The sequence below is a fragment of the Bradyrhizobium sp. SZCCHNR1051 genome (genome assembly GCF_032489615.1).
Taxonomy (GTDB): Bacteria; Pseudomonadota; Alphaproteobacteria; order Rhizobiales; family Xanthobacteraceae; genus Bradyrhizobium.
This window is the reverse complement of record NZ_JAUEYJ010000041.1, coordinates 13,050-31,171: the sequence shown is the minus strand read 5'-3', so window position 1 is coordinate 31,171 and position 18,122 is coordinate 13,050. Positions and strand designations below refer to the sequence as shown.

The following is an 18,122-nucleotide window of genomic DNA, read 5'->3' as shown; positions in this document are numbered from 1 at the left end:
GGCCGGATGGTTCGGAAATCCAATCCTAACCCTTCTTGACCACCCGCCGCCCCATAGGATCTGTGGTTCCTGCCGCCAGCATTTTTTTCCGCTGGCGGGCCATGGGTGCGGCCAGCGCCCGGCATTCCCCGCGCCCTCTCTGCTTCGGAGGGCAAACCAAGAGCAAGACTCGGGCGCAATCTGCGTCGCGGGATCGTCAGCGCATATCGTGCGCCGAACTCATCCGCTCACGGGGCTGTTTGACAACGTTTCAGCGAATGTCCTGACGACGACGCAAGGCGGCGTCGCCGCCACGATGCAGGCACCGGCTTCAAGCCTTGCGCACGGTCCCGAGGAAGCCCTCGACCGCCACGCGGAAACGATCGGCATCCGTCGACATGCGGCGGACGGAGTCGACCATCGCCGCGCCCGCATTGCCGGTCTGGCGGTTGAGGGCTGCGACCGAGCCGATCGTGTCGGTCACGGCGCGCGTGCCCTGCGCGGCGTGCTGGAAGTTGCGCGAGATCTCGGTGGTGGCGGCGCGCTGCTCTTCGACCGCCGCGGCGATCGCCGTCATCTTCTCGTCGATGCTGGAGATGTTGTGGCTGATGGCGTGGATCGCCTCGACCGACTCGCCGGTGGCGGCCTGGATCTCGGCGATCTGCCGGGTGATGTCGTCGGTCGCGGTCGCCGTCTGCGCCGCGAGGTTCTTGACCTCGCCGGCGACGACAGCGAAGCCGCGGCCGGCTTCGCCGGCGCGCGCGGCCTCGATGGTCGCGTTGAGCGCCAGCAGGTTGGTCTGCGCGGCGATCGCGGTGATCATCTTGACCACCTCGCCGATGCGGTTGGCGGCGCGGTCGAGCATCTCGACGGTGGCGTTGGTCTGCGCCGCCTTCTCCACCGCCTGGCGGGCATCGGCTGCCGAGGCCTGCACCTGCGCCGCGATCTCGGAGACCGAGGCGGTCAGCTCCTCGGTGGCGGCGGCGATGGTCTCGAGATTGGTGGTCGCGGTCTCCGCGGCGCTGGCGACCGCAGCCGTCTGCTCGGTGGACTCATCGACCAGCTTGCGGACGTCGCCGGCGCTGGAATCGAGCTGGCCGGTCGAGTTGCCCATGCTGACGATGACCGCCTGCACGGTGTCGTCGAAGCTCTTGCAGGCGCTGTCGATCGCCTGCGAGCGCTCCAGCCGGCGGCCCTGGTCGAGCTCGCGCTCGCGCGACAGCTGCTCGGCGGTGGCGGCGCTCTCGCGCAGGCCCTCGAGGGCGGCAGCCATGGCGCCGAACTCGTCGGCATGAGCGAACTGCGCGACCTTCGTCTGGTAGTCGCGCTGGCCGATGCGCTGGATCGCCTGCATCAGGACGCCGACCGGGCGCATCAGGCGGACGCGCACCGCGCGCAGCGCCAGGCCGGCCACCAGCAGCGCGGCGATGAAGGCGAGCGACTGTGCGATCAGGCTGCTCAGCGCCGCGGTCTTGATCTCCTCGGCACGGGCGATCGAGCCATCGAGCGCGGTCATGCCGATCGCGATGATGCCGGCGAACGGGCCCTGGCAGAACGCGTTCCATTCCGGCGCCGGCATCGCCGGCTTGCCGCTGCCGTCAAACCCCTTGGCGAGCTGGTCCATGCGCTGATGCGCGGCCTCGACCTCGGCGCGCGAGGTCGTCACGGCACCGGCGAGCGCGGTGCTGCCGCCCCCCGCCAGGAGGTCGTCGAGCCCGGACCAGCCGGCCGCGACGGTGCCGCGCCACTGCGCGATCGCGCCCTTCTGGGCGTCGTCGAGCGGCTTGGAGGCGTTGATGTTGGGACGCAGCGCCGAGCATTGCAGGCCGTAGCGGTCGCGGACCTGCCAGGCCAGCCGCCGCGCCTGCACCATCTTGGCGATCGCCGGATCGGTCATCCAGGCGCGGTTGGAGACGGCGAGCGAGGCGGCGTTGGCGACGTCCAGCGTCTTGGTCATTGCCTCATACCAGGCCTGCGTACGCGCCAGCACGCGTTCGGCGCGCGGCTTCGCGGCCTCGTCGAACAGCAGCTTGAACTGCGGAACCGTGGCGTCCCAGCTCGACTTCAGCCTCGCCATGAGGTCGTCGCGCTCAGGCATGTCGACGCCGGCGAGCGCTGTGACGATACCGTCATAGCCCTTGGCCTCGATGCCCTGATATTCGGTGAGCTTGGCGCGCGGATCGTCCTCGCTCAGCAGCACGCTCTGGATGTCGCCGCGGTGGGCACGCATGACGAGGACGTTCTGGAAGATCGCCTTGTCGGCCGCGGTCAGTTGCTCGGTCGCGACGCTCTCGCGATAGCGGCCCGCGGCACCGCTCATCAGGATCGCCGTGGACACCAGGATGCCCGCCGCCAGCACCGACAGCAGCACCATCAGCAGAGTACTGACCGATTTCCTCATCACGCACCGCCCTACACCGGAAAGTGGCAGGATGACGCCATTGCACAAATTCTTCCTTAACCATGGACCGGCACACCGGCGGCCGAGGTAATCAGTTGCCGAATTCCCCCGCTCCACGACAACAAAAAATGCGCAAGCCGCAACGCGGCAGCCGTTGGCGCGCGCTGCGGCGCGATGCGAAGCGAATCGCAGGGCGTGGTGCGCAGTGGCTGGGCCGGACGGTGGGCGCGGCGCCGCGGTGGATCAAGATCACCTGCGGCGCCTTGGTGCTGCTCGTGACCTTCGCGCTGGTCAATCTGGCCTATCACGTCATGCGCAAGCCGACCGAGCTGTTCGTGGTGACGGGTCATTCGCTCGACAAGGAGCCGGAGGAGACCTGGCGTCAATATGGCGCGCTGTTCCGTGAGAGCGCGACGCGATCAATCACGCCGGAGCTGCTCGCCGCCTTGGCGCAGACCGAGAGCTCGGGTAATCCGGTGGCGCGCACTTATTGGCGCTGGCGGTTCGCGTGGAATCCGTTCGCGCTCTATCAGCCGGCTTCCAGCGCCGTCGGCCTGTTCCAGATGACCGACGGCGCCTTTGCCGACGCCGCACGGTTCTGCATTCGGGATCACGAGGTGGTCAGCGACGGCTGCGGCTCGCCGAGCCTGTACGTTCGCGCCTGGCCAGCGCACGCGGTGGCGCTCACGGTGATCTCGCTCGACCGCCAAGTCGCCGCCGCGCTCGCACGGCAGCCCTCCGGCAAGCCGACCGCGCAGCAGCGGCAGGATCTCGCGGCCGTCATTCATCTGTGCGGCGCCGGGCCGGCGGCCGGATTCGTGCGCCGCGGCTTCAAGCCGGCGGATGGCGAGCGCTGCGGCGACCATTCGGTCGCCGGCTATCTCGGCCGCGTCAATGCGATGAAGAAGCAGTTTCAGAAGCTCTCGGCAGCGGAGCGAAGTTAGCGCATGGCGCCCGCTCGGCAACATCGGCAGCCCGCCCGGTCCCGCGTTAAGCACGTCGGATTTGCGGGTGTGTGCAAGGCGCGCGCGTTAAGACATTGGCAACGAACTGCCGCGCATTTTCTCCATCCCATTAGTACAGGAGTCACCATGTCAGAGATCGGCATTCCCGGCGCGCGCATCCGGTCCTTCATCGAGCGGATCGAGCACCTCGATGGCGAATTGGCGGAACTGAACGAGCAGAAGAAGGAAGTGTTCGCCGAGGCCAAGGGCGAAGGCTTCGACGTCAAGATCCTGAAGGAGATCATCAAGCTCAGGAAGCAGGACCAGGACGAGCGGGACGAGCACGAGACGCTGCTCGATACCTACCTCCGGGCGATGGAAGCGGCCGAGACCGCGCCGGCCAGCAAAACCCCCGAGCGCAAGGCGGCGTGACACGCTGCCGACCGACGATGGCGGCGCGCTGCCGATCTGTGCCGCGCGCTGCCCTCCCCCGGGGATTTTTCTTGCCCGGTTCCGTCCGAGCCTCTAACGCTGCGCTACACTCCTGCCCGCGCCCGAGGATGAGATGACCGACGCAATGACCTGCCCGCAATGCCGCTCCGAGCACGCCTATCAGGACGGCGCGCTATGGGTCTGTCCGGAATGCGGCCATGAATGGAGCGGCGACGCCGCGGTTGCGGCAGCGGCCGGCGACGATGCCAGCATCCGCGACGCCAACGGCAACGTTCTGGCCGACGGTGACAGCGTCATCGTCATCAAGGACCTGAAAGTGAAGGGATCGTCCTCGGTGGTGAAGGGCGGCACCAAGGTGCGCAACATCCGCCTGCAAGAAGCGAGCGACGGCCACAACATCGCCTGCAAGATCGACGGCATCGGCCAGATGAACCTGAAGTCGGAGTTCGTGCGCAAGGCGTAGGACCGAGTGCTCCCGGAACATTCGCGACGCTATGACGTTCGGATCAACAACGGGAGGATGGCCATGCTGACGGACGACCAGATCGCGACGCTTTCGGATATCGGCCAGGCGATCGCCTTCTCGCCCGACCGGCAGGACGAGCTCGATGGACTGATCCGCGAAGGCTATGTCGCCAAGGACGGCGACATCTACGAGCTGACGGCGAAGGGGCAGAAGATCCTGACCGACCGAGGTGCCGGATTGAACGAGGCCTGACGCCACGGACGACCGAAGGGCCCCGGCATCTGCATCAAGGCGTTGATATCAGCCCGCCAAATGAGACGGGCTTCCGACTGATTCTCGTGTCCTGGGCATCGGATGTTGGTCGCGCAAGTCTACGTGTTCGGCCCCGGCGTTCACCAAGGGACCCGGCCGTCCAATAGCCGCGAGCGCCGCAGGACTGCGCAGGCGGTGCCTGTTGTTTGGCACGGCAGACCCGGGTCAGCCTCGACCATCAGGCCGAAGGCACCGCATACAAGCAAATCCCGAATTCATCGGCCAGCCCGCGCGGGTCCGTTGCCGAATGCTGCGTGATCCAAGCAGTGAATCCATCACGCTTCTGTAGCCGTGAAGTGACACCCGTAGCAATCCGTTCCGTAGGAGCACGGCCCAGATTCATAACTTGGCATGAACTCTGCTTTCTCGATCCTGACCGGGTCCCACTCTATGGAGGCAGAATCAACGTGCTCGTCACTCTCGTCGCAATGCTATGCAACGGCCAGCTCTGCATGGAGAAGGTCGTCACCAACAGCGAGATGTCCGGCATCACGATGACATCCTGCGCCGTCAGCGCGCAGATCGGAATCGCAGACTGGATGTCCAAGGGTCCCTATCACGAGTGGCGTCTGCAGAGTTACAAGTGTGTCGCCGGCAAGTACGTGCCGAAGACCAACGCCTGATCCGCTTTGCCCGTCCGGCCGGCGCCCGGGTATCCGGGACCGGCCGGCCGGGCGCAGGACCTCTGCGCTGCTGTCGAATGTTCGACCCCAGCCGCGTCGCATTCGGGACACGCGCAGCAAAGAGAATGCTGCCGTTCGCGTGCCAACGAGCCCCGAATCGGCGAATTCGACGCGTAATGGCGCTGGCCCGCTTCGTGCAATGCCCCTCGCGACAATGGGGGATGACGTCATGCCGTTCTACAGCTTCCATTGCGCAACTTGCGCAGAGGATTTCGAGTTGCTGATCGGGATTTCTGAAAGGCCGGTCTGTCCGACCTGTGGCAGTCGCAAGCTGACCCGCCTGCCCTCGCTGCCGGCGCCGCCAGCGCGCAGCCCCGGCCTGATCAAGGCCGCGCGCAGCCAGGCAGCGCGCGAGGGGCATTTCAGCAACTACAGCCGCGCCGAACGGAAGAAACGCTAACCCGGCAGCGGCGGCCGGCCCTCAGCCTCAGTCCGATGTGATCTGCACCTCGGGCACGTCATCCTCGGGATCGTCGATGTCGAGGCCGTCCTCCTCATCCAGATCGATCCCGGAGAGGCAGATGTCACCGTCATCGATCACGAGCTCGACCGGAGACAGCGTCCGGCCCTGGCAGGGCCCGATGAAGCATTGTCCGGTATCGAGGTCGAACTGCGCGCCATGCTCGCCACAGACGAGGAAATTGCCTTCCTCGTCCATGAACTCGCCAGGATGCTTGTCGAGGCGAGCGCCCTGATGTGGGCAGGCATTCTCGAAGCCGTAGAAATTGTTGCCCTTGCGCGTGACCAGGATCGGCCAGGGCTTGGCGCTGCCATCGGGCTCGCGGCGCTGGAGAACGAAGCCCCGCGCCGCGCCATCGTCCACCTCATAGGTCGCGCAGATCGCAAACAGCGTGCTCATCATCCGCCTCTTTTCGCCTCGCCCGGCGTTTGGCGCATCCGCGACATCGCAGGCGCGCTGAAGAGGCTCGCAGCAAGCAGCATGCCAGCCTTCAGCGCCGGCCGTCGCAGATCGACGCCGAGAACTCCCCCGAAGATGTTCAGCTCGACGCCTTCGATCCACCCGACGGTGAGGCCGAGATAGCCGCCGAGCGATACGAACAGACCGGTCCTGGAGGCCGTGCGCCCCCACCAGCCGTCAAAGGGGAAGTCCTTGCCGATTGCGGTCGGCGGCAGCACGGCGTTGAGCTCAGGAACCGCGTTCAACGCCGCCTGCACGAAGGTGTTCGAATTCGGCCCCGGCCAGGCGTTGTAGTCGCCATAGGCGCCGAAGCGGTAGTTCTCGATCACGCTGCGGATCCTCGGGATCACCCGCTCGGCTTCTTCGCCGTCGACGGCCAGCACTGTCTCCGGCGATGCACCGAACCAGCGACCATCGGGCGCGAAGCCATCGACACGGATCGGCTCACCCCAGGCGGTGTAGTCGTAGCGGGTGTAGCGCGGGCCGCCCTTCTCCTTGACGACGATCCAGGTGTGGACCGCGAAGATGCCACGCCAACGCACCGTGCGCGCAGCGAACACGCGCACCACCGCGTCGGCATGCTGCGCCGGCGATGGCAGCAGGCCCGCGCTCGAACGGTCCGCGGTCTGCCAGCTGCCGGGGCGATCGCCGCGCAGATTGTTCGCGGCCGACAGCGTGATGGGCATGATGATGAGCAGCAGGAAGGTGAGCACAGGCTTTATCACGATAGGCGAGGACAATGGAGGCACTGAGGAAGGACATCGATGTAGTCATCGCGCCGGCCGTCGCCAGCGCCGGCCGGCACGCCACCTTCACAATCCGGACACCACGCCAGCGCTGAAGACTCAGTGCCGGCGGAAACCACCGCCCGGACCGGAACGTCCGCCGCCGCCGCGAGGGCCGCTGACGCCGACACGCGCAGCACCCATGGCGGGGCCGCCCCCGATATGCGCCAAGCCGATTTGCGGCGAAGTCCCGACCATGCGCATGCCGCCCATCTGCGCGCGGGCGCTCTGCGGCGCACCACCGCTCCGGCTCATCAGAGGCTGCATCATGGGTGGTGTTCCAGCTCGAGCGGGAGCACCAGCCACGACTGGAGGTGCGGCGGGGCCGGCGGCAGTCGCAGGCGGCACACGACCTTGCATGCCCAAAGGCGGTCCGGATTGTTGGCCTGTGCCGGCGACCGCGCCCGCTCCGGCGCCAGGCTGGATCGTTCCGCCGGGACCACGACCCGGCATTCCCGGGGTCATGCCAGGCTGAGGCGGATTTTGCGCCATGACCGGCGGATGGCGATGCCAGTAGCGGTTCCAGAACGCGTGCCGATGATACCAGGGCCGTCCGAAATAGAAGCTGCTCCAATAGGTGGTCAGCGTGAAGCCGACAGTCGGCACGTACTCGACATATTCGGGCAGGTAGACGTACTGCTCACGGTACAGATAGGCGAGCGTCCGCGCCGCGACCCAGCCGCGTTCGCCTCCGAAGCTGACATCGCACCACGCGCCGCCTTGAATGCAGCCATGGATGGTGATCCGGGCCCCGGCCGGAATACGCTCGACGATGGGAAAACCCGGGCCAGGTCCTGCACGCATGGCGGCCGCGGTGCGCACCAGGCCCGGCGCAGCCACCGCCAGCGAGGCGGGCGTGGCAATCAACAGCGCAGCAACGAGACACGTTCTGAGTTTCACCACGGACACCCTCCTGTCTGTTTGCCGGAGCGAGCTCGGGCGCGAGACTCTCGCGCCCGCATGCGCGGCTCCGGCATGCACTCGACAGGGATGGTTGCAGACTATCGCGGCAACCTCACGGCGTTCCGTTGTCGGAGAGAAGCTGCGCGGCTCCACCGAGAGCGCGGCGAAATGCTTCGTCGAACGTCACGCCACGGAATTGCCACCGATATTGCTTGCCCGCGCGATCGAGGCGCCATCGCGTGACCCAGCCCAGTTCGGCGTCGTCCCAGGTGAGATCACCGAAGAGCATGACCTCAGCTCCGGGAAACCATGACGCGACGGCCACGGGCTGGACACCGTTCAGCTTGGTCTTCTCAATAGCGGCCTTCGAGATCTCGGCGGCGCTTGGCAGAGCGATCTCGAGTCCACGCTTGACGGCAGCCGCGCGCAGTGCGTCGCGCTGCAGATCGGACGTCCGGTCGTCGGATGCAACGAGGAACGTGCGGCCGCCTGCCGTCATCGCCACGATCACGGCAATCGACGGGCGAGGCCCCGGCCACGGCTTGACGTTCAAGCTCGCCAGCAACTGATCGATCCGCGCGCGATCGAATGACACAGTCAGGTCATACGGCCGGTCGCGCGTGCCCTGCTCGTCGTGCTTCGGCTTGCCCGACATCTGATCGTGATAGTCGAAACCGGTGACGAACTCCGCCGCCCGCGCCTCGAGTGGCGCGAGCCTTGCGTCGTTCCTAAGCTGAAATGCACCGGATACCTTTATCAGCACGTCCTCCAGACATGCTGCAAAGGCTGCCCGGCGATTGTCATCGCCCTGACCCGTCACGACCGTCTGCGCCTGGTACAGGTCGGTGGAGGCCGCATTCGCAACAGTCCAAGCCCCGACCGTCATCATCACCCAGAGCCCGAGACGCCAAGCGCCCAGCCCGCGGAGAACACCGTACTGCTGCATCGCGCCCTCGATCCGGCTATGTCGGCTATTTCTGCCGATCGAGCTTGATGATCGTCGGTGTGGCGGCGTCGGACGTCGAGAACGTCACCCGATCGCCGGCGTGGATGTTCTCGATCATGGCGCTGTCCTTGATCTTGAACTCTTGGTCCGCTCCCGCCGTGTTGGCGCCGACGGTCCCGTTGGGAACGCGCTTGATCGCGATCGTGCCGTTGAGACGGTTGATCCCCGTGACCATGCCCGCCGTGCCCTGCTCCGCTGCGAGAGCGGGCAGAGTCCCCGCAAACAGGGCGACCGTCGCCAGAGTAATGCCAACTGCTCTCATCGCTGTTCTCCTGCCTTGCTTTTCGCGCCAAACAAAACGCCACGAATTCTTTGGTTCCCGGAACCTTCAGCTTCGTCGCTAACGACCTTGGGCCGTTTGACGCACCGCAATCAATGTCGCTGCGCCGTGCAGCTTTTTTGTTGCCCCCAAGCACTACGCCTACATACAAGATCCTGATTGTCTCCGCCCTGCGGACGACGCGCGCTCGACCGGACGCAATCGCGAACCTTCTTCGACCGACACGGCTCGGCCGCCCTCATGTAGTGATTTGCGCGGATTTGTCATCAGACCAGCGCGCGATCAAAGTTTTCCTGCACTCGCAGTATCGACGCCCTGTAACGCCGAATTCATCGATGCGTCAGGATGCACCTTGACAGCGCAGACAGCCGGGAGGACGATCACCCCGTCGTGCATTTCCGGTGGCCGCTCATCATGGTGCCGGTGATGTTCGAACGACAACAACCCATCTGATTGCAGGGAGGTTCTATGACTCCACCTCCGTACCAGATCCGCTGAGTGCGACGGGACTCGCTTCGGACCATCGCATAGCGGCAAATCACGAACGGCACGCCGGGTCGCGGCTTAGTGGGCTGCATCAGCGAGGCATGGCCCCTTGCCCGCCCGGCGCTGTGCCGTCCATCTGGATCACTTCAGCGCGAGCTTGGTAGCTATCGTTCGGGAGCTGCGGCTCAAGACCCAACGCTCGGGCTGATACTGCGCAACGCGAACATTGGAACGTGTGATCAGCCGATCGCGTGCGATCAGGTGACCAATGCCAGCCGAGATATCGGCTCGCGGCATCGCCGCATTCCCAATGTCCCCGAAACGAAATCCATCATCGGCTGATGCGCGGCGGGCGCAGGCGTCACCCGCCGCAGACGCAATCTGCCGCAGCTACTTGCTGTAGTCGTAGAAGCCCTTGCCGGTCTTGCGGCCAAGCTGGCCTGCAGCCACCATTTCCTTCAGCAACGGCGCCGGACGATACTTCGGATCGTTGAAGCCGTTGTAGAACACCTCCATCACCGAAAGCATCGTGTCGAGACCGATCAGATCGGCCAGCGCCAGCGGACCGATGGGGTGATTGCAGCCGAGCTTCATGCCCTCGTCGATGTCGGCGGCGGTCGCGATGCCTTCCGAATATGCGAAGATCGCCTCGTTGATCATCGGGCACAGGATACGGTTCACGGCAAAGCCCGGGCTGTTCTTCGCGGTGATCGCAACCTTGCCGATCCGCTTGGCGAATTCGGCGGCGGCCGCATGGGTCGCATCCGAGGTCTGCAGGCCGCGGATCAGTTCGAGCAGCGCCATCATCGGCACCGGATTGAAGAAGTGCATGCCGATGAAGCGGTCGGGCCGATCGGTGGCGGTGGCGAGCTTGGTGATCGAGATGGAAGAGGTGTTGGTCGCGATCAGCGCCTCGGGCTTCAGGCCGGCACAGAGGTCCTTGAGGATCTTGAGCTTCAGCTCCTCGTTCTCCGTCGCGGCCTCGATGACCAGGTCACAGCTCGCCAGCTTCGCCTTGTCGGCAGTGCCGGTGATGAGCGACAACGCCCTGTCCTTGTCGGCGGCCGTCATCTTCTCCTTCTTGACCAGGCGGTCGAGGCTGGAGCCTACGGTCGCGAGCCCGCGCGCCACCGCCTGCTCCGAGATGTCGACCATGACGACCGGAACGCCCGCGGCGGCGCAAACCTGCGCGATGCCGTTGCCCATGGTGCCTGCTCCGATGATGCCGACCGTCTGAATCATTGCCGCTTCCTCTCAGTCTCGTATCCGCGGGGACCGCCCCGTCCTGCGCCGTTGCTTAACAGGCTATCGCCCGGCCGGGTAGACCCAACCACGACGAGCCAGACCGGGCCGGTTGCCCCACGGCTCGCCGGCGTCTGGAAGCGGACGCGTCACCCGAGGTTCGTCCGCATGCGCAGGAACGGATGCAACTTGCTCTGGTTGGTCTCGTGCTCGGCGAGATGAGCCGCGCCGAGCGCGGCAGCGGACCGCTGAACAGGAGCCACTGACCGATACGCAGGCACGGGTGACCGGGCGGTCGACCCGCCGTCGCGTGTCACGCGTAAGCGCCACGCCAAATCCGTCGTCGTCATCGGAACGCCCGGTCAGGCCGACGGTTCTCCACGCAGCAACAGGCCGTGCCCAATCGAGGAGACCCCCGTGGCGACCGCCGAAACCACCCGACCTTCCCTGCAGCCGACGGCGCAGATCGCACGGCGTTCGATCCACCCGATGCTGGTGCCATTCCCTATCGTCTGCTTCATCGGAACGCTCGTCACCGACATCGCCTATTGGCGGACCGCCGAAATCATGTGGGCGGATATCTCCGCCTGGCTGCTGCTGGCCGGACTGATCATGGGCGTGCTGGCCGGCATCGCCGGCCTCATCGACTTCCTCGAATTGGACGCGGAGAAACGGAGGACGACATGGGACTGGCTCAATACGCCATCGTAGCAGTGGACGATCATTGGAGCGTGCTGCACGACGGCAACGCGCACGGCGACTATGCCACCAAGGAAGCAGCGTTCGAATCGGCGGCATCAGCCGCGACGCTTGCCATCAAGCAGGGTCATGAGGTGCACCTCAGCGTTCCGGGTAACGACCCCGATCGATCAAATAACTAATCAGCACGGCATCCTTGTTGTTGGCTCCAAAATGACCTCCAGGGATAGTGAATTGCACGGTAACGTGTGTTAGAGACGTCACAGGCTCGGCGCCGCACACTTCTGTTCAAAAGGAACAGGAGTTTCGCCATGAAGGTCAACCGGAACCGGCGCAAGCAGACAGCGTCGTTCGGCCAGCGGCTGCAGCAGGCTGCAACCGCTGCCCGCGAGGCGGCAGCGCGTCTTCCAGTAGGCCCTGAACGCGACATCATGCTGAAGAAGGCGATGCAGGCCGAGACGGCGGCGCATATCAACGAGCTGTTGAGTGCGCCCGTGCTGCACGCCGCGGGACGTTAGGACACTCGCCTCGTCATCTGCCACGACTGTGAAAGGAACCCGAACGCCGGCACGACGCTTTGCTCTCGAGTTCTTGTCTCGGCGAGAGGACGATGATGGCCCGGGTCGTGGTCGGCACATCGGGATGGCATTACGGGTCCTGGCGCGGCGCCTTCTTTCCGCAGGGCCTTCTGATCAGGCACCAGCTGCCCTACTACGCCAGCCAGTTCGAGACCACCGAGCTGAATGGCGTGTTCTACCGGACGCCGACGGAAGCCGCCGTCCGCGGCTGGCGCGATCAGACCGGCCCCGATTTCGTTTTTGCCTGGAAGGCCTCCAAGTTCATCACGCATTGGAAGCGCCTGTCCGCGCGCACGGTCAACAGCATTGCGCTGATGGAGAGCCGGCTGTCGCTGCTCGGCGACAAGGCCGGCCCCGTGCTGTTCCAGCTGCCGCCGCAATTCGAAGCGAATCCCGAGCGCCTCGAGTCCTTTCTGCCGCTGCTGCCGAGGCACCGGCGCTACAGTTTCGAATTCCGTCACCCGAGCTGGTACACGCCGGCCATCATGCGCCTGCTGAGGGACGCGAACATCTCGCTCTGCCTGTCGGACCATCACGACGCCCCGGCGCCGTGGAAGCGCACGGCCGATTTCGTCTATGTGCGCGGACACGGCCCCGGCGGCCGCTACAAGGACAACTATACCGACGCAACGCTCGCGACCTGGACCAAGCGCATTCGCGCCTGGGCGACGCACGGGATCGACGTCTACCTCTATTTCGACAACGACCAGAAGAGCGCGGCGCCCGCCGACGCTTTGCGGCTGCGCCGGTTGCTCGCGGCGTCCCCTCACCGGACACACGGCGCGGCGCGCGCGAGGTCGACAGAACATCGTGGACATCTCTCGGTTTAGGCCGCAACCAACGAGAGGAACCACCCATGCGACGCACACTCAGCACGCTTGGCTGCCTGGTACTCGCCGGCCCTGCCCTCGCCCAATCAGTCTGCGAAAAGACCGGGGTGAATTCGGCGCTCGGCATTGCGCCGAGCACGGAGGACTTCGTCAAGCAGGTCGCCATCAGCCGGCATTGCTGCGCGACACCACGGTCTCCTTCTCGATCAGTCCCGCTGCATTGGTGAAATACGCCTCGACCGCCTCAGACATCGCCTGCGCGACTTTCGGAGGATTGCCGAGTTGATCAATGCTCGATTCGATCCCGTTCGCGATCGACCGCGATCCGGCCTTGCGCGCGATCGATGCTGGAGTACTCGACCGCAGCCAGCGGGCGCTTGGCGCCGATCGCCGGGGCCCCGAGAACACAGGCAAGCGCCGTGACCGAGAGCATCGACACCGCAAAGAGCTGACCGACTCGCATGATGCATTTCCAGTTGATTGTTTTGATCAACTTAGGAAGCGGAGCCTGAGGGGGTCTTAAATCCGCTGACCTGAAGTGGCGCCAGATCGTCGCCACCACGCGTCGATTCCCGTAAATCAACGGGCTTCGACGGTGGTCCTCATCAGTTTTCATGAGAGTTCCACGACAGAGGCGCGAAGGGTTGGTCGGGATCGCGCGATGTTGCTGGTGCTTCGAGCATCGCTTGGGAGCACGGGCAGCGCAAGAAGCCGCGGCGATCTCTCCGACTCCGGGCCCGCGCTGGTTCCTCATGCAGTCCTCATGCAAGTGTAGAAAGATCCAGCGGTCAACGCGGTACAATGCTAACATAAGTTATTGAAGTCGCACCACATGGAACCCCAATAAACTAATTCGGGGGAACCGCTCTTTGAGTCATCTGGTACGCAAGCTCGAGAATTTCGTCCGCCTCTCTGCGGCCGACCGCCTGATGCTCAACCGCGCTGCGGCTCAGCGGGTAAGGACCTTCGCGCCACGCACCGACATCGCGCGCGAAGGCGAGAAGCCCAAGGACGTGCATCTGATCCTGAATGGCTGGGCCTGCCGCTACAAGCAGCTCGAGGACGGCCGCCGCCAGATCGTCTCGTTCTTCCTTCCTGGCGATATCTGCGATCTCAACATCTTCATTCTGCGCGAGATGGACCATTCGATCGGCACCATCACGCCGGTGTCGATCGCCGATCTGCCGCGCGAGTTCTTCGACGAGATCAGCGCCGGTTATCCGCGCATTGCGACGGCGTTCTGGTGGGAAACGCTGGTCAATGCCGCGATCCAGCGCGAATGGACCATGAATCTCGGGCAGCGCACCGCGTCCGAACGCATGGCGCACCTGTTGTGCGAACTGTTCTTCCGGCTGCGCCTGGCGGGTCTCGCCGACGACAGCAGCTGCAGCTTCCCGCTCACCCAGGCCGATCTCGCCGAGGCGACCGGCCTGTCGAAGGTCCACGTCAACCGCACGCTGCAGGAACTGCGCGCCAGCAACCTGATCGTGCTCAAGGGCAAGATGCTGGTACTTCCGGACCTCGAGCGCCTGATGAGCGCAGGCCTGTTCAACGCGAATTACTTGCATTTGGACCGCGAAGGCCGTCAGCTCGACGCGAATGAGTGAGAGGTTCGGAGCGGCGCTTGCGCTATGCTGACCGGCTCGGCACTCTGCCGGGGAAACGGCGATGGTCGAACAGCGCATGGTTGACGGACCCTTCGAGCAGGAGATCGTGCAGCGCCTCGGGCTGATGCCCAACCTGTTCAGGTCGGCGCCGTCAGCGCCTGAGGCGACCCGACAGCTCTGGCAGTTCGCCAAATCCGCCTATCTCGACACCCCGCTGCCGGCCCTGTTCAAGGAGCGGCTCGCCGTCCATCTGTCGCGCCTCAACCATTCGCCTTATTGTCTGACCCGGCATTTCGGTTTTCTGGTCGGATTGGGCAAGCCCGCGGGCGACTCGGCATCCCGCCCCGAGACGATCGATCGGGCGCGTCAACTGCTCGCGCGGCCGCTCGCGGATCCCGTGCGCACCGCGGCGGCGCTGGGCCGGCTTGAGATTCTCCAGCCCCCGCTCGACATCCCGGAGCCGGGCAGCGACGGCGAGGCGGACCTGTTCGAGGCCGCGTCGGTGCTGTTCATGCAAAGTGCTGATTCCGACCGCTCGCGGCGCGCGATCCGACACGCGTTCGGCAACACCAGGTTCGATCTGCTGGCGGCCTTCCTCGCCTATCTGCGCACAGCGCATTTCTGGGCCGATGCTCACCTGCTCACGATCGATTCCGATGTGCTTGCCCTCGCACAGGCAGATCCTGAGCTCGCCGTCTGCCTCGGCTGCAGCGAGCTGCCGGACGCTGGGCCGCCCGCACAGCAGCCGCATTCGAATGGCGGCGATGCCAGCGATCATCGACTGCGCCGCCTCCTCGAGATCGATTCGGTCGGCGTGCTGTTCTTCGATCATGCAGCCGGCACCCTGATCGACGCCAACGAGGCCTTCTTGGCGATGACAGGCTATTCGCGCCAGGAGATCAACAGCGGCCAGCTGACCTGGAAGAGCCTGACCCCCCCGGAATGGATGCGCACTTCGAGCGACCAGATCGAGCTGCTGCGGCAGACCGGCCGGCTCGGTCCCTATGAGAAGCAGTATTTTCGCAAGAACGGCGAACGCGCCTGGATGATGTTCGCCGGCCGTGACCTCGGCGACGGCACCCTCGTCGAGCTCGTGATGAACATCGACGACCGCAAGCGTACCGAGGCCGCGCTGCGCGACAGCGAGGCGCGCTTCCGCCAATTCGGCGAAGCGTCCTCCGACGTGGTGTGGATCCGCGATGCCGAGACCCTGCAATGGGAATATCTCAGCCCCGCATTCGAGACGATCTATGGCGTCCCGCGCACCGCTGTGCTCCGCGGCGACCATCTCGCATCGTGGACCGAGCTCATGCTGCCGGAGGACCGGCCCCGCGCCCTCGAGAGCCTGGAGCGCGCCCGGCACGGCCAGCGCGACAGCCTGGACGTCCGTATCATCAGGCAGCCGGACGGCGTCACGCGCTGGCTGCGCATCCGTAGTTTTCCCATGGTCGACGAGGTGGGGCAGGTGCAGCGCATCGGCGGCATCACCCAGGACATCACGGCGCTGGTCTCGGCCTCCGAGCACCAGAAGCTGCTGCTCGCCGAGTTGCAGCACCGCGTCCGCAACATGCTCGCCGTGATCCGCTCGATCATCCGCCGCACGGGCGACTCGAGCGACAGTGTCGAGGATTTCGCCAGTCACCTCGAAGGCCGCATCACGGCGCTGTCGCGCATCCAGGCGGTCGTCACGCGCGATCCCCTCGCCGGTTTCGATCTGGCCGAGCTGATCGCCGATGAGCTGCGCGCCGGAGCCGCGCGCGAGGACAGGCAATTCTCGCTGTTAGGCCCCCAGGTGCGGCTGAAGCCGAAGGCGGCCGAGAGCATCGGGCTTGCCATGCACGAGCTCGCGACCAATGCGCTGAAATATGGCGCGCTGACGGTGCCGCGGGGCTTCATCAGGATCGAATGGCGGCTCGACAAGCACGACGCGGTCGACTGGCTGGTCATCGACTGGACCGAGACCGGCATGTCCGGACGCACGCTGAGTGCGCAGCGCCAGGGCTTTGGAACCGTGCTGCTGGAACAGATGCTGCCGTACGAGGTCGGTGCCCGCGTCGTGCGGCGCTTCGAGCCGAGCGGCCTCTGCTGCGAGATCCGGCTGCCCACCGACGACATTCTCAAGCGTTGACGGGCCGATCGAAGCTTCATTTCGCGGCACCGGTCGGCAACAATGGTCGGGATCTCGTCGGCGCGGAGAAACGCCGTCGGCATAGCCTTCGCGGTGCATTCGGGGTATGCTCCGCCTGCGGCCAGAGGTGGAGGTCGCATGGGTCGCGCAACCGCCATGTCTTCGCCTTGGTTTGGGCGGATATGACCAAGTGTCGATGAGATTGGGAATCGGCCGAACGTCGACGCGACGGAACGATGATGGGACGTTCCTGAGCATGCGGCTCTGGCCAAGATGAATCACCGTGAACATGCAGGTGCGTGGGCACGAGGGACAACCGGTATCCAGGTTCTGTGCTGATGCGGCCGAGAGGCCGAGCGTCCTGTGGCGCCGTCGTCATCCGACGTTGGTGTCACGAAGCGTAGGTACGATGCAGCGTGAGTACGCGGAGCATTGGCGCACGAGGGCGTTGGTTAGGACGACACATCGGTACAGAGCCGAGCGCCGCCTGCGAGGCGGACGACAACGGAGGACGGAGCGTCAATGCTTGCAACGACGACCAAAGACGGCGATCAGCAGCCTCATGCCATGATCGATCCCGAGATCGTGCTGGCGGCCCGCGCGGATCGCACCGCCGCCGAAGCGGACAGGCGCAGCTCGCAACGGCCGCCGGATGTCCCCTTGCCGAAGATCGACCCTGACTACAGGACGCAGGCGACGAGCGACCTCGCGGTCACCGGAGAGCGCAGCACGTTCGCCACCTGGGCCGTGCGCACCATTCTGGCGGTGCTGTTCGCCGTCGGCAGCGCGGTCGCCGCGGCCGCCTGGCAGAGCTATGGAGACCAAGCCCAGGAGATGATCGCGCATTGGATGCCGCGGATCACGCTGGCATCGAACGCCGACAAGGACGCCGCGGCACAGCCAGCCGCGACCGCGCCCCAGCAGACGGCCGCCGAAGCGCCGGCTGAGGCGCAGGAGCACGCAACAAGCGCGGTTGGCGCGACCGCGTCGCAGGAGCAGTTGCTGCAATCGATGGCCCACGACCTCGCTGCCTTGGGCCAGCAGATCGGCGAGCTGAAGACGAGCCTCGCACAGTTGAAGGCCGGGCAGGAGCAGATGGTCCGCGACATGGCGCGGGTCGCCGAGGCCAAGTCCAGCGACAGGCCCGCCGAGCGGCCGAGCGAGCGGACCGCGGAAGCACGGTCGTTCGATCCGCGCGCCATCGAGCAGACGATCCGGCCGCGCCCGGCCCCACGCCCTGCGACCGCGGCCGTGACCCCGGCACTGCCTGGTGCAGCAGCAGTGCACCGGCCGCGCACGCCGCCGCCGGCCGCAGTCGGCATGGCTCCTCCGCCGCCTGCTCCGATGCCGCTGCCGTCGGCGCCGGTCGATCCGGACCAGCCCGTGGTGCGTCCGCCAATGCCGGTGCGCTGAGGGATCCG

The 18,122-nt window shown here is 65.6% G+C and carries 21 protein-coding genes and 1 pseudogene; 14 read left to right on the top strand and 8 right to left on the bottom strand.

The window, feature by feature from the left end:
- Positions 1-310 precede the first annotated feature (310 nt).
- Positions 311-2,380, bottom strand: coding sequence for a methyl-accepting chemotaxis protein (locus QW868_RS32730; protein ID WP_316232491.1), 2,070 nt, complete (start codon positions 2,378-2,380; stop codon positions 311-313).
- Between the two features lie 128 nt (positions 2,381-2,508).
- Here QW868_RS32730 and QW868_RS32725 point away from each other — a divergent pair, with 128 nt between their 5' ends.
- The 6 genes from QW868_RS32725 to QW868_RS32700 all read left to right on the top strand — a co-directional run bounded on the left by QW868_RS32725 (position 2,509) and on the right by QW868_RS32700 (position 5,638).
- The gene (locus QW868_RS32725; protein WP_410051346.1) at positions 2,509-3,324 is read left to right on the top strand and encodes a transglycosylase SLT domain-containing protein; all 816 of its coding nucleotides are present in this window, start codon (positions 2,509-2,511) and stop codon (positions 3,322-3,324) included.
- 147 nt (positions 3,325-3,471) lie between these two features.
- Positions 3,472-3,756 carry a DUF2312 domain-containing protein gene (locus tag QW868_RS32720; protein WP_315780548.1) on the top strand — a complete coding sequence of 95 codons (285 nt, stop codon included), beginning with the start codon at positions 3,472-3,474 and terminating at the stop codon, positions 3,754-3,756.
- A gap of 133 nt (positions 3,757-3,889) precedes the next feature.
- Positions 3,890-4,240, top strand: coding sequence for a zinc ribbon domain-containing protein YjdM (locus tag QW868_RS32715; protein ID WP_315813690.1), 351 nt, complete (start codon positions 3,890-3,892; stop codon positions 4,238-4,240).
- Positions 4,241-4,303: 63 nt separating this feature from the next.
- The gene (locus QW868_RS32710) at positions 4,304-4,495 is read left to right on the top strand and encodes a hypothetical protein (protein ID WP_315712266.1); all 192 of its coding nucleotides are present in this window, start codon (positions 4,304-4,306) and stop codon (positions 4,493-4,495) included.
- Positions 4,496-4,962: 467 nt separating this feature from the next.
- Complete coding sequence (locus tag QW868_RS32705) at positions 4,963-5,178, top strand: hypothetical protein (RefSeq protein WP_315741157.1); 216 nt, start codon at positions 4,963-4,965, stop codon at positions 5,176-5,178.
- A 229-nt stretch (positions 5,179-5,407) separates the two neighbouring features.
- Positions 5,408-5,638 (top strand): zinc ribbon domain-containing protein, encoded by a 231-nt coding sequence (locus QW868_RS32700; protein ID WP_315741156.1) that lies wholly within the window; start codon positions 5,408-5,410, stop codon positions 5,636-5,638.
- Positions 5,639-5,665: 27 nt separating this feature from the next.
- Here the strand turns inward: QW868_RS32700 and QW868_RS32695 are convergent, their stop codons facing one another.
- From QW868_RS32695 to QW868_RS32670, 6 genes are all read right to left on the bottom strand, one after another.
- On the bottom strand, positions 5,666-6,100 hold the full coding sequence (locus QW868_RS32695; RefSeq protein ID WP_315712272.1) for a Rieske (2Fe-2S) protein: 435 nt from the start codon (positions 6,098-6,100) through the stop codon (positions 5,666-5,668).
- On the bottom strand, positions 6,097-6,870 hold the full coding sequence (locus QW868_RS32690) for a DUF3750 domain-containing protein (protein ID WP_316232490.1): 774 nt from the start codon (positions 6,868-6,870) through the stop codon (positions 6,097-6,099). The genes QW868_RS32695 and QW868_RS32690 overlap by 4 nt, the downstream gene beginning before the upstream one ends.
- A gap of 132 nt (positions 6,871-7,002) precedes the next feature.
- Entirely contained in the window at positions 7,003-7,842 is an 840-nt protein-coding gene (locus QW868_RS32685; RefSeq protein WP_410051345.1) for an SH3 domain-containing protein, read from the bottom strand.
- A 115-nt stretch (positions 7,843-7,957) separates the two neighbouring features.
- Positions 7,958-8,791 carry a DUF2066 domain-containing protein gene (locus QW868_RS32680; protein WP_316232488.1) on the bottom strand — a complete coding sequence of 278 codons (834 nt, stop codon included), beginning with the start codon at positions 8,789-8,791 and terminating at the stop codon, positions 7,958-7,960.
- A 25-nt stretch (positions 8,792-8,816) separates the two neighbouring features.
- Positions 8,817-9,113, bottom strand: coding sequence for a copper-binding protein (locus tag QW868_RS32675; protein ID WP_315741151.1), 297 nt, complete (start codon positions 9,111-9,113; stop codon positions 8,817-8,819).
- An 894-nt stretch (positions 9,114-10,007) separates the two neighbouring features.
- Positions 10,008-10,859, bottom strand: a complete 852-nt coding sequence (locus QW868_RS32670; protein ID WP_315741150.1) for a 3-hydroxybutyryl-CoA dehydrogenase — start codon at positions 10,857-10,859, stop codon at positions 10,008-10,010.
- 489 nt (positions 10,860-11,348) lie between these two features.
- On the opposite strand from QW868_RS32670, the gene QW868_RS32665 reads away from it, so the two are divergent.
- The 5 genes and pseudogenes from QW868_RS32665 to QW868_RS32645 all read left to right on the top strand — a co-directional run.
- On the top strand, positions 11,349-11,570 hold the full coding sequence (locus QW868_RS32665) for a DUF2231 domain-containing protein (RefSeq protein WP_409998062.1): 222 nt from the start codon (positions 11,349-11,351) through the stop codon (positions 11,568-11,570).
- Positions 11,543-11,740 carry a hypothetical protein gene (locus QW868_RS32660; RefSeq protein WP_315755672.1) on the top strand — a complete coding sequence of 66 codons (198 nt, stop codon included), beginning with the start codon at positions 11,543-11,545 and terminating at the stop codon, positions 11,738-11,740. Before QW868_RS32665 ends, QW868_RS32660 begins: the two co-directional genes overlap by 28 nt.
- Before the next feature lie 129 nt (positions 11,741-11,869).
- Positions 11,870-12,076: a hypothetical protein gene (locus QW868_RS32655; RefSeq protein ID WP_315755673.1), complete on the top strand. Its 207-nt coding sequence runs from the start codon at positions 11,870-11,872 to the stop codon at positions 12,074-12,076.
- A 95-nt stretch (positions 12,077-12,171) separates the two neighbouring features.
- The gene (locus tag QW868_RS32650) at positions 12,172-12,966 is read left to right on the top strand and encodes a DUF72 domain-containing protein (RefSeq protein ID WP_316232493.1); all 795 of its coding nucleotides are present in this window, start codon (positions 12,172-12,174) and stop codon (positions 12,964-12,966) included.
- A 26-nt stretch (positions 12,967-12,992) separates the two neighbouring features.
- A pseudogene (locus QW868_RS32645) lies at positions 12,993-13,136 on the top strand (DUF305 domain-containing protein); the annotation flags it as partial.
- Positions 13,137-13,252: 116 nt separating this feature from the next.
- Here the strand turns inward: QW868_RS32645 and QW868_RS32640 are convergent.
- On the bottom strand, positions 13,253-13,429 hold the full coding sequence (locus tag QW868_RS32640) for a hypothetical protein (RefSeq protein ID WP_316232487.1): 177 nt from the start codon (positions 13,427-13,429) through the stop codon (positions 13,253-13,255).
- A 406-nt stretch (positions 13,430-13,835) separates the two neighbouring features.
- Here QW868_RS32640 and QW868_RS32635 point away from each other — a divergent pair, with 406 nt between their 5' ends.
- The 3 genes from QW868_RS32635 (at position 13,836) to QW868_RS32625 (ending at position 18,114) form a co-directional block, all read left to right on the top strand.
- On the top strand, positions 13,836-14,573 hold the full coding sequence (locus QW868_RS32635) for a Crp/Fnr family transcriptional regulator (protein ID WP_315712288.1): 738 nt from the start codon (positions 13,836-13,838) through the stop codon (positions 14,571-14,573).
- Positions 14,574-14,634: 61 nt separating this feature from the next.
- The gene (locus QW868_RS32630) at positions 14,635-16,701 is read left to right on the top strand and encodes a PAS domain S-box protein (RefSeq protein WP_316232486.1); all 2,067 of its coding nucleotides are present in this window, start codon (positions 14,635-14,637) and stop codon (positions 16,699-16,701) included.
- A gap of 522 nt (positions 16,702-17,223) precedes the next feature.
- The gene (locus QW868_RS32625) at positions 17,224-18,114 is read left to right on the top strand and encodes a hypothetical protein (RefSeq protein ID WP_316232485.1); all 891 of its coding nucleotides are present in this window, start codon (positions 17,224-17,226) and stop codon (positions 18,112-18,114) included.
- The last annotated feature ends 8 nt before the right edge of the window (positions 18,115-18,122 follow it).